Source organism: Ktedonobacter sp. SOSP1-85 (assembly GCF_016587415.1).
GTDB lineage: Bacteria > Chloroflexota > Ktedonobacteria > Ktedonobacterales > Ktedonobacteraceae > Ktedonobacter.
In genome coordinates, this window is sequence record NZ_BNJI01000001.1 from 3,307,003 (window position 1) to 3,321,651 (window position 14,649).

Below are 14,649 nucleotides of genomic sequence, written 5' to 3' on the forward strand. Positions count from 1 at the left end.
GTCCATCCATAGGTGTTACTTTACTACGTGGGTTCTTCCCTACAGTAAAAATTGTTTTTGTTTTTAAAGGAGAACAGTTCAAATTGTTTCTTTGTTTCATTGTTGCTTACAAAACAATAATAACATAGAAAACTATAAGAGGGCAATACATTACTGAGCAATTTTTGTTGACAAAACTATTTTGTTCTTACTCTTTTTACGTTATACTGTGAAAGAGGAGGAAAACGCGATGGGTCGAAAAGAAAAGCATATCGAACTTGAGAATGGGGAGGCAACCTCGGTAGGGGCCAGGATGCGCCTGGCACGCCAGGAGAAGGGCATTCGCCTCTCTGATATGGCGCGTCAGATCGGCTACACCAAAAGCCGACTCTCCGCAGTTGAAAATGGGTATGGTCGCCCTTCGCAAGAACTACTCCTGGCATATGAACAGGCGTTAGCACTTGCGAGAGGAACGCTCCTGGAGCAGATCAGCAAACCTGTGATCGTGGCCCAGCCTGTCACGGCTGGCATTGGCAGTAGTGTGCTGCATCCAGATATGGAGATGCAAAGACATGGAACTGAGCCTGGTGAAGAGGAACCGGAGGCGCCCAATCATAAGCGGGCCGCGCATCTAGCTGTAAGCGAGCAGGCCACGGTACTAGAAGCCGCTCGCGCGCAGGAGCAGACCAGTGAAGCGCCCCGTATCACAAACTTCTATGGACGTAACCAGGAACTGGCGACCCTGGAACAGTGGTTAGCGCAGGATCACTGCCGTATTGCGGCGATCCTGGGCATTGGTGGAGTTGGCAAGACAACGCTAACCTCTATGCTTAAGGAACGCCTGAAAGAGACCTTTGATTTTGTCTATTGGCGGACACTCCAAAATGCACTACCACTAGAAGAATTTCTCGTAGACTGTATCCGCTTCCTCTCTGGCCTGGAACAGGTAGAGCTGCCAGATGACATTGGTGATCTGATTAAACAGCTTGGTTCATATTTACGTGCCCATCGCTGCCTCTTGATCCTGGATAATATGGAGACCATTCTGGCGAGCGGCCAGAGCGTAGGGAGCTATCGCCCGGGCTACGAGGGATACGGCGAGTTTATTGAATATGTTGGCAATAGCGAGCATATGAGTAGCCTGGTGCTGACGAGTCGTGAGTTGCCCCAGGAGGTAGAGTTCTGGAATCATCCCCGGAGGCAGGTGCTTCATCTATCCGGTTTTGGCCTGGATGAGGGACGTATGATCCTTCAAGAACGCGAGCTCCTTGGTAGCGAGGAGGACTTCTCCCGGCTGATCCAGAGCTATGCTGGAAATCCCCTGGCACTCAAACTGGTCGCCGCGCCCATCCGCGAGGTCTTTGGTGGAGATATCGCAGAGTTTCTCGCCGAGCGTGGTATGGTGATTGGCGATGTCTATGACCTCATTGATAAACAGTTTCATCGCCTCTCAGACGAGGAACGCGAGATGATTTACTGGCTGGCGCTGGCCTGCGAGCCGGTCTCTCTGAATGATATTTCCAAAGAGGTTGTGCGTCCCGTGCCGCGTCGTATGCTCCTTGCCGCCCTTGATTCTCTACGCCGGCGCTCTATGATTGAGAATAGCAGTGGCGCACGCTTCGGCCTCCAGCCTGTCATCATGGAGTATGTGACCGATGCCCTGGTGAGCAGCTTCTGTCGTGAGATTGAGCAAGATGAATACGCGCTCCTCACCAGTCATGCCCTGGTGCGGGCCGAGGCCAAGGACCATATCCGTAACAACCAGGTGCGCCTCTTTCTGGAGCCAATCGCGCTTCAACTCCTCACGCGCCTGGGAATGGTGGAGTGTGGGGCGCGGCTGAAGACGATGCTGCGCAATCTCCAGCTACAGCGCCCGCAAACGCCTGAATATGTGGCGGGGAATATTCTCAACCTGCTGGTCCAGCTTAAGATTGACCTGCGTGGCTATGACTTCTCTAACCTGGTAGTCTGGAACGCCTATCTGCAAGATGTCTCGCTCCCCGAGGTTGACTTCTCCAATGCCCAGTTGGAGCGCTGTGTCTTTAGTGATACCTTTGGTAGTATCCTCTCAGTGGCCCTCAGCAACGATGGAGAGCGCCTGGCGGCGGGAACTGCTAATGGCGATGTCAGATTGTGGAACGCGCACACGGGCGCGCCACAGGGCATCTGTCAGGGGCATACTGACTGGGTGCGCGCGGTCGATATTCGCTACGATGGTAAGCGTGCTATCAGTGGCAGCGACGATCAATTCATTCGCCTCTGGGACACCAGGACTACACAGTGCTTGAAGACCCTGGTGGGTCATACCAACCGCATTCGCTCAATTGCCTTCGCACCCGCGGGCGACCGGGCGATCAGCGGTAGTGATGATATGACCTTGATGCTCTGGGATCTGGAGAAGGGCGAGTGTCTGCGCATCTTTCGCGGGCATGAGAGCCGCATCTGGTCTGTGGCTTATAGCCCGGATGGAGCCTATGTTGCCAGTGGGAGCAGCGATTTTTCTGTGCGTATCTGGAATGTGGAGAGTGGCGCGTGCGTGCGTGTGCTTAAAGGACATAGCGGGCGTGTGCACTCTGTGACCTTCAGCCCCGATGGGCGTTACCTGGCGAGTGGAAGTGAGGACCAGACAATATGCCTGTGGGATCTACAAAGCGGTGAGTGTGTACAAAACCTACAGGGACATACCGGGCGCATCTGGCCTGTGCGCTTTAGCTATGATAGCAAGCAGCTTGCCAGTGGTAGCGAGGACCGCTCTATCCGTATCTGGGATGTCGCCAGCGGGACGTGCCTCTCCACACTCAGGGGGCATCATAATCGTGTCTGGGCGCTGGCGTATAGCTTTGACAACCGCGTCATCGTCAGTGGCAGTGATGACCAGACCATTCGCATGTGGAACTGCGAGGACGGCCAGTGTTTTAAAACACTCCAGGGTCATAGTAGCCGTGTGCGCTCGGTGCGCTTTAGCCCGGATGGCACGCGCCTCTTAAGTGGTAGCGATGATCGCGCCGTGCGCCTCTGGGATGTGGCAAGTGGCCAGAGCATCAAGACCCTGCAAGGCCATAGCACCTGGATCTATGCCGTGGCCTACAGTCCCCATGGCAATATTGTCGCCAGTGGCAGTGATGACCAGACCATTCGCCTCTGGGATGTGAATACTGGCTATTGCCTGCGTACCCTGGGAGGGCATGAGAACTGGGTGCGCGCCGTCGATTTCAGCCCGGACGGTACGCAACTAGTGAGTGGTAGCGATGATCAGACTGTGCGCCTCTGGCAAGTCAACACTGGTCTCTGCATACGCATCTTACAGCATCGACAGAGCCGCCTGTGGTCGGTCGCCTTCAGCCCGGACGGCCATACGATTGCCAGTGGGGGTGAGGATAACGTCGTGCGCCTCTGGCACAAGGAGACGGGTGAATGCCTGAGAGAACTGCATGGGCACGAGCGGCGTGTGCGCTCCGTCACCTTTAGCCCGGATGGCCTGGTGCTGGCAAGCTGTAGCGATGATAGTACAATCCGGCTCTGGGAACTGGCGACCGGCAAATGTGTACTCATCTTTAAGGGCCATATCAACTGGATCTGGTCGGTCGCCTTCAGCCCCGATGGGAGCTGCCTGACCAGCGGTGGGGATGACAATAGCGTCAGATTGTGGGACGTCGCAAGCGGGCGCCTGCTCTGGACGGGAAGCGAGCATAACAAGCGCATCTATGCCGTGGCCTTTCACCCTCAGGGGCATATGGTTGCCAGCGGGAGCTATGATGGTACCATTCGTCTCTGGGACGTGCAGAACGGCGAGTGCTTCAAAACGCTCCGCCGGGAGCGCCCATACGAGCGCATGAATATTCGCGGCGTGACTGGCATCTCATCCGCTCAGCGCGCCATGCTCCGCGCCCTTGGAGCCGTGGAGGAGTAATAAAACTGTTTTGACATAAGCACTCAAATGTGTTAAAATATGCTTATGCAAAACATATATAGCATTCAGGCGTTTGGGAAGCTTATTGGCAAGTCAACCAAGACGCTGCAAAAATGGGACCGCGATGGCAAGTTAGTTGCTCATCGTTCTCCACAATCAAACAGGCGCTACTACACCCACGATCAGTATCTTGAGTATCGCGGGCTCAAAGCACCAGAACAGGGACGTACCATTGTCTATGCGCGCGTTTCAGGGGTCTCACAAAAACCTGACCTTACCAACCAAATGACTGCCTTACAAGCGTATTGTACTGCTCATGAGATCACTGTCGATGAATGGGTACAGGATATTGGCAGTGGACTCAATTACAAACGCAAAGGCTTCAATCATGTGATGGAGATGGTTGAGTTAGGGCAGGTTCGCACGATTATCATTGCCCATAAGGATCGCTTAGTGCGGTTTGGGTATGACTACTTTGAGGCGTTCTGCGAACGGCATCACACCCAACTGGTTCTTCTTCATGGTGACCACCTTTCTCCTGAGCAAGAGCTTGTGCGCGATCTTATCGCCATCATAACCGTATTTAGTGCCAGGCTTCACGGACTCAGATCCTACAAGAAAGTGATGAAAGATGCTGCTTTGCAAAAAGATCAAGATTGACGTGAGCGAGCAGGACGCTGCTACGCTTGAGTTCATGCAAAGCAAATGTCGAGGGCTGTACAACTGGTGGGTTATGAGGCTCAGGGAAGGAGAGAAGTGGAATCTCTACGAAGCCAAACGGAGTTTACAGGAAAGTAAGCACCATGATCCTGAGCTTATTCAGGTGTATGGCAAGTTGCTTCAAGAGGTCTACTATCGCCTTGATGGGGCCATGAAAGCATTCTATCGTAGAGTGAAAGCAGGTGAAAAGCCTGGATTTCCACGTGTACGTCCAAGACACGGCTTTTTTACGCTCTGCTATCCTGCCATGTACCTCAAACGTGAGGGTGACAAGCTCATCTTGCCTACAGGTGGTGGCGGGAAGCATGGGGCAAAGGTACATCCCAACGTCACTGCCCGTCTCACTGAGAGACCGCCAGAACAGTTCAAAAAGGTGGCGATCAGTCGGGATGCCAGAGGCAACTACTATGCTTCCTTCCCGGCTGAGCGGCCATCAAAGCCCTGTTCAACTGATGATGTTGCCGCCTTTGATCTTGGCATCAAAACCCTAGCAACAGGCGTGAATGAGCAAGGCAGAGTCTACACCATTGGCGGATTCAAAGGGGCAAAATGGTATAACAAGCAACTGGACAAAATTCGATCCAAGCGTGATAAATGCAAGAAAAAGTCACGTCGCTACCTCCATCTCAGCAAAGTGTACAAGCGCGTTTCCCAGAAAAAACGCAAGAAACAACGGGATAGTTTGCATAAAGCATCCCACCTGATAGCCCACAAACTGGTTGAAAGAACCGTTGTGGTTGGTGATCTCTCCCAGAGACAAATGGTCACAAAACAGCATGTAGAGCGCAATAAGCAGCTCAATAGAGCGGTCTATAATGAGTGGGGACTCTCCACCTTCCTCGAAATGCTGAAGTACAAATGCCAATTGTACGGGAAAGAATTGCACTTCTTAGATGAGCGCAACACCTCCAAGCAGTGTAGTGGCTGTGGGAATCTGCAAGCCATGCCGCTGTGGAAGAGAACCTACTGTTGCGTCGAATGTGGACTCGTCATGGATCGCGATGAGAATAGCGCGGTGAACATTTTGACGAGGTTCCTTGCCCGGCGAGGGCCACACACTCCCTCTGTGGAGTGCGGTGTGCTGCAGGCGACCCAAAGCAGCGGAGAAGTCAAAGAGGCTTCCTGTGAGGGGTAAGTGCAGCAATTGGATCTATTCGAATGGGCTTCGCGCACATTTGAGGAGATTTAGAAAGGCAGTAATAACAACATTTGGGATAGATGGTATGGTGCGTCCTGGCAACCCGAGGTTGCCAGGACGCACCATACCATCTATCCCAAATGGTATCTATACCCGCCTCAGGAGAACATAGAAAAGTAGTTGGCCCATATGGCAATGTGCTAGTATATAGTAGGGAAGAATATATTTGGAGAAGAATACACATCATGACAAAACCACAAATTGCCCCCTATGGTGCCTGGGCGTCTCCTATCACGACTGATATGATTGTCGCTAAAGCGGTTAGGCGGGGACAGGTGCAGGTCCAGGGCCAGGATACCTACTGGCTGGAAGTGCGCCCAGAAGAAGGTGGGCGTGGTGTAATCGTGTGCCGGGGAGCCGATGGTGTGACGCAGGATATCACACCAGCCCCGTTTAACGCCCGCACGCGGGTCCACGAATATGGCGGCGGCGATTATATAGTTCACGAAAATACAGTGTATTTCGCGAATTTTAGCGACCAGCGTCTCTACCGTCAGCCTCTGGGTGGAGAGCCAGAGGCGCTAACTGAGGCCGGAAATAAGCGCTATGCCGACCTGGTTATCGATGGGCTGCGCCAGCGCCTGCTCTGTGTCTGTGAGGACCATACCAATACACAGCGCGAGGCCGTCAATACTCTGGTGAGCATCGCCCTGGACGGAAGCGGTTCGGTTCATACACTAGTCGCGGGCAATGATTTCTATTCCACACCACGCCTGAGTCCCGATAAGACACGCCTCTGCTGGCTGACCTGGAATCATCCCAACATGCCCTGGGATGGCACCGAACTCTGGGTTGGCGAACTGGATGCCAACGGCTTTGTGAGCTATGCCCAATATGTCGCCGGGGGAGCGAGCGAGTCGATCTTTCAACCTGCCTGGTCGCCTGATGGCACACTCTACTTCGTCTCTGATCGCAGCGGTTGGTGGAACCTCTACCGCCTGAAGGGCGAATCCATCGAGGCCGTTTGCCCGATGGAGGCCGAGTTTGGGCGTCCGCAATGGGTCTTTGACATGAGCACCTATGGCTTTGTTTCGGCTGAGCGCCTGGTATGCATCTATGGCCAGAACGGCGACCACCTGGGAAGTATCAACCTGAAGACCGGTATATTAACGGAGATCGAGACTCCCTATACCGCGCTGAGTTCACCCGCCATCTCTTCTGAGCGCGTCGTCTTCACCGCCGGCTCGCCGACCCAGCGCCCGGCGATTGTGCAGTATGATCTCGCCAATAAGAAACTTGAGGTCCTACGTGCCGCTGAAGCTGTTGAGCTCGACGAGCGCTACTTCGCCTTACCCCAGCCAATCGAGTTTCCCACTACCAATGGTCAGACGGCGTATGCCTACTACTATCCGCCAACCAATCCTGAGTTCCAGGCTCCGGAGGGCGAGCTCCCGCCGTTGATTGTGGAAATTCATGGTGGCCCGACCAGTTCGATATCGAGTGTCCTGGGTCTGGGGCGCCTCTTCTGGACCAGCCGGGGCTTTGCGCTCCTGGATGTCAATTATGGTGGCAGTACTGGCTATGGTCGGGCATACCGTGAGCGCCTGAAGGGCCAGTGGGGCGTTGTAGATGTTGATGACTGCGCCAATGGAGCGCGCTACCTGGTTGAGCGCTCGTTGGCCGATAGCAAGCGCCTGCTCATTCATGGTGGGAGCGCGGGCGGGTATACAACCCTGTGTGCCCTCTCGTTCGGCGACACCTTTGCCGCCGGGGCCAGTCACTTTGGCGTCAGTGATCTCACGACCTTTGTGCATGACACACACAAGTTTGAGTCGCGCTACCTCTTTGGCCTGGTTGGTCCCTATCCCGAGGCCAAGCCGCTCTATGTCGAGCGCTCGCCCATGACCTACGTAGACCGGCTTGCTCGTCCGATTATCTTCTTCCAGGGGCTTGAAGATAAGATCGTACCTCCCAGCCAGGCCGAGGTCATGGTTGAAGCCCTGCGCGCCAAGAAAATTCCCGTGGCCTATCTCCCCTTTGAGGGAGAGCAGCATGGCTTCCGCAAGGCGGAGAACATCAAACGTTCCCTGGAGGCCGAACTATACTTTTACGCTCGTATCTTTGGCTTCTCCCTTGCAGACGAGGTTGAGCCAGTCGAGATAGAGAATTTATAGAAGAGAGGACATACCGTAACCGTGACAGAACAGAATAACTTGAAATTTACGAGCAGCAACGAACACATCAATGAACTGCTCACGCATATGAATATTATCTCCGACCTGGGGGCCTTCTCCGCCCTGGCCGACTGGGACCAGCAGACGGGTATGCCAGAGGGGGCGGGCGAGGCGCGTGCGCATCAGATGGCAACCATGCAGGGCCTGATTCACGAGCGCCTGACCAATCCTCGCCTGGGTGAGCTTGTATTGCAGCTCGAAGAGATCGTCAAGCAGCCGGAGTATACCGATGCTGATCGTGGCCTGGTGTATCATGCGCGCCGCTCCTATGACCAGTCGACCAAGCTCCCGCGCGAGATGGTTGAAGAGATGGAGCGCGTGCGCGTGAAGAGCTTCGAGGCCTGGGTCAAGGCACGCCACAACAACGACTTCGCCAGCTTCTCGCCCTGGCTCCAGCGCACGGTCGAGTTTCAGCGTGAGGTCGCGGACCGCTTTGGCTACCAGGAGTGCCGCTATGATGCCCTGCTCGATCTCTACGAGCCGGGTCTGACTGCCAGCCGTGTCGATGTGCTCTTCGCTCCCGTGCGTGAGGTCAGCGCCACCATACTCAAGCGTATTCAGGAGAGTGGTCACAAGGTCGACACCAGTAGCCTCTCCAACACCTTCCCTGTCGAGAAGCAGCAAGAGCTGAATAAGCACCTGTTGGAGAGTATGGGCTATGACTTCAATCGTGGGCAGATGGCGGTCTCCGCGCACCCCTTTACCACCAGCTTTGGCTCGCCTCTAGATGTGCGCCTGACCACGCGCTACGACGAGAAGAATCTGCTCTGGTCGATCATGTCCTCCCTGCATGAGGGCGGCCACGCCGTCTATGAGCAGGGCTGTGCGTCCTCGCTGCTACGCACTCCGCTGGCCAGTGGTGCCTCAATGGGCGTGCATGAGTCGCAGTCGCGCCTGTGGGAGAATGGCATTGGTCGCTCTGAGGCCTTCTGGCGTGGGCAGTTTCCCATCGTCCAGCGTGCCTTCCCCGAGCAGTTCCAAAACCTGGATGCCAAAACCTTTGCCCACGCGCTTAACCATGTGGAGCCAAGCCTGATCCGCACCGAGGCCGACGAGGTCACCTATAACCTGCACATCATCATTCGTTTTGAGATCGAGCGTGCCCTGATCAATGGTGATATCGCCGTTGAGTCGCTGCCCAGCATCTGGAACAGCAAGTACAAAGAGTACCTGAGTGTTGAGCCGCCAACCGATACCCTGGGCGTGTTGCAGGATGTCCACTGGTCCTCTGGCTTCGGCTACTTCCCATCCTACACCCTGGGCAACCTGTATGGCGCCCAGATCTATTCCAAGCTGCGCAGCGTCTTCCCCGATTTCGACGCGCGCCTGGAGCAGGGCGATACCCGCTTCGTTCTGAGCTGGTTGCAGGAAAACATGTACGCCTATGGCGCGACCTACAAGCCTGCCGACCTGCTCAAGCGTGTCGTGGGCGAAGAGGCCGATCCCCAGTACTTCGTCCGTTATCTGACTGAGAAGTTCTCCGGAATTTACGGCCTATAACTGTTGTTGCAAACAAAATGGGTGCACCTGCATCCTGTCCTAGAGTAAAAAGGAAAAGGGGTGGTCCTGCGTACGCAGGACCACCCCTTTTCCTTTTTACTCTATATCTTACATCATGCCGGGCATGCCGCCCATGCCGGGCATGCCGCCGGCGGGGGCTGCGGGGGTCTCTTCGGGGATCTCGGAGACCAGGGTGTCGGTCGAGAGGACCATTCCGGCGATGCTGACCGCGTTCTGCAGGGCCGAGCGGGTCACCTTTACGGGGTCGATGATACCGGCGTCGAACATGTCGACGTAGCGGTTCGCGTAGGCGTCGAAGCCAACGAAGCCATCGGCCTTGCGGACCTGGTCGACGATAACGGAGCCATCAAGACCGGCGTTCTTGGCGATCTGGCGCAGAGGCTCTTCGAGCGCGCGGCGTAGGATGGTCACACCAGTAGCCTCGTCACCAGCGGGGGCCTGGACGTTGTCGAGGACCTTAAGGGCCTTGATCAACGCTGAGCCACCACCAGGGATGATGCCTTCTTCGATTGCGGCGCGGGTCGCGGAGAGCGCATCCTCAACACGATGCTTCTTCTCTTTCATCTCGACCTCGGTCGCGGCACCGACTTTGATAACGCCGACGCCACCAGCCAGCTTGGCCAGGCGCTCCTGGAGCTTCTCGCGGTCATAGTCGCTGGTGGTATCCTGGATCTGGGTGCGAATCTGGGCGATGCGGGCCTGGATGGCCTGGTTGGAGCCAGCACCCTCGACGATGGTGGTGAAATCCTTGGTCGAGGTTACGGAGCGGGCGCTACCCAGGTCATCGAGAGAAGTGCTCTCAAGCTTGAGGCCCTTCTTCTCGGTGATAACAGCGCCACCGGTCAGGATGGCGATATCCTCCAGCATGGCCTCGCGGCGATCGCCGAAGCCAGGGGCCTTGATGCCCAAGACGTTGAAGGCACCGCGCATCTTGTTGACAACCAGGGTTGCCAGGGCCTCGCCGTCGATATCCTCAGAGATAATCACCAGGTCCTTGCGGCCACTCTGAAGCACGCGCTCCAGGATGGGCAGGATGTCAGCGATGGCGCTGATCTTCTTGTCGGTGATGAGGATGTAGGGGTCGTTGAGCTCGGCCAGGGTGTGCTCGTTGTTGCTCGTCATGTAGGGGGAGATGAAGCCACGGTCGAACTGCATACCCTCGGTATACTCTTTCTCCATCTCGATGCCGCGGCCCTCTTCGACGGTGATCACGCCGTCTTTGCCGACCTTCTCCATGACCTCGGCGATCAGGTCGCCGATTTCAGGATCAGCGGCGGAGATCGAGGCGACCTGGGCGATCTGCTCGCGGGTCTCAACGGGCTTGCTCATCGCTTTGATCTCGTTGATGACAGCCTCGGAACCCTTTTCCAGGCCACGGCGCAGGATCATGGGGTTGGCGCCTGCGGCGAGGTTCTTCAGGCCCTCGGTCACGATGGCGTGCGCCAGCACAGTGGCGGTGGTGGTGCCGTCACCGGCGACATCATTGGTCTTGGTCGCCGCCTCTTTGAGCAACTGAGCGCCCATGTTCTCGAACTGGTCGGGCAGTTCAATCTCGCGGGCGATGGTGACGCCGTCGTTGGTAATGGTGGGGGCGCCAAATTTCTTGTCCAGCACAACGTTGCGGCCCTTAGGACCAATCGTCACTTTGACGGCGTCGGCCAGCACATCCATGCCCCGTTTCAGAGAATAGCGTGCTTTCTCATCAAACTGTACACGTTTAGCCACGATACATCTCTCCTATTTATGGTACATTGGTTGTATTTCTTGGAGAAGTTGTTTGCCTTCTCTTCAATGATATGTGTCTTGGTCTACTCGATAATACCCATGATGTCGCTCTCGCGGAGGATCAGATACTCCTCACCCTCGAGCTTAATCTCAGTACCAGCATATTTCGCAAATAGGACGGTCTGACCAACCTGAACCTCGAGAGTGGTGCGTTTGCCGTTGTCTAGCACTTTGCCAGAACCAACTGCTAGCACTTCGCCTTCCTGAGGCTTCTCTTTGGCTGTATCCGGCAGGACAATACCGCTCTTCGTGACGGCTTCACGAGCCAGGGGTTTAACTACCACGCGATCACCAAGTGGTCGAAGCTTGACACTCACAGTTGGCATACTCTTTTTCTCCCTGATTACTGCTTTGCTTTATTCCAGGCAACTGGATCGGATCTTTGTATGACCTTTAAATTTAGCACTCTGCGCATGAGAGTGCGAACCGCATACATAATACACCATCAATGGCGAATGTGCAAGGGTTTCGCACCCAAATTTTGCCTATGGCGTGCAGCTAAGGGACACGAAAAGCTATAACGCGCTAGCGAGAGACTCTACGTTATATTGGTGAGTGCGTTACTGTCTTCGCCCCTTCTCTTCTTATGATAACCTTCTCTTCCATTCCTTCCTTTTAGGTGCTATACTGCAAAATAGAGCCAATGTGGGAATTATTCAACATGTCTTTTTATACAGTGCCCTTCGCGCCTGCGGCGCTCAGGAATGAGGTGTGTCTGGTGGTGGGCTGACTCCACCAGCCCACCACCAGACACACCTTACCCGATGCAAGTTTGTGAACTACTCCTGGTGGGTACCTGTTGAGAATGTATACTGATAGGTGTGGTAGACAACGAGAGCTACCTGGGAGGAGAGGACGTGGAAAACTGGGCTGAAAAACGTTTATCTTCTTGCGATTTATTGCTATGCGGAAACCAACGCCACTGTCGTGGCTAGCGCTTCCCCCATTCGGGGACAAGCGCGCTCAGGTTTCCTAGTAGGCACTTATAGCTTCTGTCTTCGTAGTACTCTACAGAGTCCGTCTTTTCTATAGCCCTCGAAAAATAACTCATGAAAGAACAGCGTGGAAATCTGAGAAATTTGCCTGGTGCGACAGATGGTCAAGCAAACCCGCAGAAATTTGGCAACTATGACCTGGTGCATCGTATCGACGTGGGTGGTATGGGCGAGGTCTACCTGGCGCGCCAGCGTAGTGCCTTTGGCCGTGAAGTCGCGGTCAAGATTATTCGCTCGGACCTGGCCTATGATAGTGTAGCGCGCAAGCGCTTCCTGCGCGAGGCCGAGGTGAGCGCGCATCTGAAGCATGAGCATATTCTCCCTTTGTTCGAGTTTGGTGAGGAGCAGGGGCGCCTCTTCCTCGTAACCCCCTATATCAAGGGCGGCACGCTGGCGCAGCGTTTGCAGCAGGGGCCGCTCTCATATGGCGAAATCTATCAGCTCTTCAAGGCACTGGTGCAGGCTATCGCCTATATTCATAAGCGAGGCGTCATTCACCGCGACTTGAAACCCAGTAACATCCTGCTGGATCGTGAGGATGATGGGAACCAGGTCTATGTGCGTCTGATCGACTTTGGGATTGCCTCACTCCAGGGGTCGCTTGCCAGTCCTCCTCTGACCACGGCTGATCACGAGGTGGGGACTGTGGCTTATATGGCGCCTGAACGGGCTGATGGCGTCGCAGCTCCCAGCAACGATATCTATTCGCTGGGTATTATTCTCTATCAAATGATTACGGGGCACCTGCCACATATCAGCACCGGTACGATGCTGCCGCCTCCACTTGAGGAGGTCGTTGCGCGCTCTGTCGCCCCTGATCCTGCGCGCCGCTATGCCAGCGCCGACGAGCTACTTCAGGCATTTGAGCAGGCCTACCGATCTCTACGTGTGTCGCCCGAGACGCGGCCCTCTGGCCTGAGCGATAAATTTCCCGCCGTCTCGCCTACGCCAAAATCTGCTGGACCATCCAATGTACCACCAACGCCCACACGTCAGGGACGCGATCTGGCTAGTAAGACAGCGTCTGGCACGCCCTCGGGAGCTTATCCCGCGATTCCTGCCTCTCCACGTAGCTATCAAGCTGCCTCAGCCGAGGGCATGCAGGTGCGGGGGAAGAGCTCACCCGATCTCGGGCAAGGACTGCCTGGAAAAAAGAGTCCTGTTCCGCCTCGCAAGGAGCAGGCGGTCTTGCAGCGCGAAGAGTTTATCCTGCCTGGCAGTACGAAGTCCTTTGGTGGTGGCGACTATGATGCGCCCACCTCATTTGTGGATCCCGCGCAATTGCGGCAATCCTCACCACAGACGAGTCGTCCTCCAGCGCCCAGGCCACAAAAGAACAGGCGTCCTTTAGCCCTTCTGATTCCCATTGGTATCGTAGCAATTGTTGTACTGATTGTTGGGATGTCGCTCTTTGTCTTTCAGAATGCCATTACGGCCAAAGTAACATTTAGCCCACAGGTGCAGACGATCAGCAAGGTGTATACTATCCGAGCTGTCGATGGAACCTCGCATGTGGATACCAACGCGGGCACCATTCCTATTAATGAGGCTCGTAAGACCGAGACGGGTACACGCTCTGGCCCAGCTACGGGTCGCCCCTTCTTCTGTCTCTTTAATTGCCCGACCGTGGTTGCCAGCAACGATATTATTAACCTGGGTATTGAAACCAAACAAGGTCTAATTAAACAGTTGACCCAGGATTTGAATAACGAGGTCAAAGGCAAAAACGCCAGTCCGCTGGGGCAGCCTTCCTTTAACGATAAGCAGAGTTCCTACCAGCCCGAAGTTGGCCAGAAGAGTTCTACCGTCTCCGTGACGCTGACGGAAGAGGGGATACTGAGCTACTACAGCAACAGCGATGCGCAGACAGTGGCGCGCCAGAAGCTGTTGCAGGATGCGGGGGCGAACTTTGAGGTGATGAATTCTACGGTACGCGTAGGCCAACCCGTGCTTAAAGGAACTGATGCGCAGGGGGCAACGCTGTTGGTGCCGATTGCCAGCGTGATACGCTATCAGATCACGCCTCAGAAACTCCAGGCTATGCAGAATCATCTCAAGAGCATGAAGAAAAGCGATGTCCGGGCGTATATCGCAAAGCAGGAGGGGATTGATCCCAATAGCGTTTCGGTCAATCTCTCGTATGGCGATACACTTCCCGGCAATGTACAGCAGATCACAGTGTCAAGCCAGAATCCCGCGACCCTGCCCTCCGTCCAGCTACCAGCAGTACCCACGCCGCAGAATACGCCTACGACGGATAATTCCGACAATAACGATGACAATAACAGTATGGGTAGCCCGGCTTTCCCACCATATGATCCTCGCTATATGGGGCAGTGAGCAAAACTGCCCGCTACTGGCGTACGC

8 protein-coding genes are annotated in these 14,649 nt (G+C 55.2%); 6 read left to right on the forward strand and 2 right to left on the reverse strand.

What is annotated here, in order from left to right; translation table 11 throughout:
* The first annotated feature begins 229 nt into the window (after positions 1–229).
* The 5 genes from KTE_RS13855 (at position 230) to KTE_RS13875 (ending at position 9,481) form a co-directional block, all read left to right on the forward strand.
* Positions 230–3,889 carry a helix-turn-helix domain-containing protein gene (locus KTE_RS13855; protein ID WP_201381797.1) on the forward strand — a complete coding sequence of 1,220 codons (3,660 nt, stop codon included), beginning with the start codon at positions 230–232 and terminating at the stop codon, positions 3,887–3,889.
* A 45-nt stretch (positions 3,890–3,934) separates the two neighbouring features.
* Positions 3,935–4,549, forward strand: a complete 615-nt coding sequence (locus KTE_RS13860; protein WP_201381799.1) for an IS607 family transposase — start codon at positions 3,935–3,937, stop codon at positions 4,547–4,549.
* Complete coding sequence (locus KTE_RS13865; protein WP_201381802.1) at positions 4,521–5,744, forward strand: RNA-guided endonuclease TnpB family protein; 1,224 nt, start codon at positions 4,521–4,523, stop codon at positions 5,742–5,744. Before KTE_RS13860 ends, KTE_RS13865 begins: the two co-directional genes overlap by 29 nt.
* 248 nt (positions 5,745–5,992) lie before the next feature.
* Entirely contained in the window at positions 5,993–7,921 is a 1,929-nt protein-coding gene (locus KTE_RS13870; protein ID WP_201381804.1) for a prolyl oligopeptidase family serine peptidase, read from the forward strand.
* Positions 7,922–7,942: 21 nt separating this feature from the next.
* Positions 7,943–9,481 (forward strand): carboxypeptidase M32, encoded by a 1,539-nt coding sequence (locus KTE_RS13875; protein ID WP_201381806.1) that lies wholly within the window; start codon positions 7,943–7,945, stop codon positions 9,479–9,481.
* Between the two features lie 108 nt (positions 9,482–9,589).
* Here the strand turns inward: KTE_RS13875 and groL are convergent, their stop codons facing one another.
* The gene (gene groL, locus KTE_RS13880; protein ID WP_374226808.1) at positions 9,590–11,173 is read right to left on the reverse strand and encodes a chaperonin GroEL; all 1,584 of its coding nucleotides are present in this window, start codon (positions 11,171–11,173) and stop codon (positions 9,590–9,592) included.
* 137 nt (positions 11,174–11,310) lie between these two features.
* Positions 11,311–11,613 (reverse strand): co-chaperone GroES, encoded by a 303-nt coding sequence (groES, locus tag KTE_RS13885; RefSeq protein ID WP_007912946.1) that lies wholly within the window; start codon positions 11,611–11,613, stop codon positions 11,311–11,313.
* A 723-nt stretch (positions 11,614–12,336) separates the two neighbouring features.
* On the opposite strand from groES, the gene KTE_RS13890 reads away from it, so the two are divergent.
* The gene (locus tag KTE_RS13890) at positions 12,337–14,622 is read left to right on the forward strand and encodes a serine/threonine-protein kinase (protein WP_201381808.1); all 2,286 of its coding nucleotides are present in this window, start codon (positions 12,337–12,339) and stop codon (positions 14,620–14,622) included.
* The last annotated feature ends 27 nt before the right edge of the window (positions 14,623–14,649 follow it).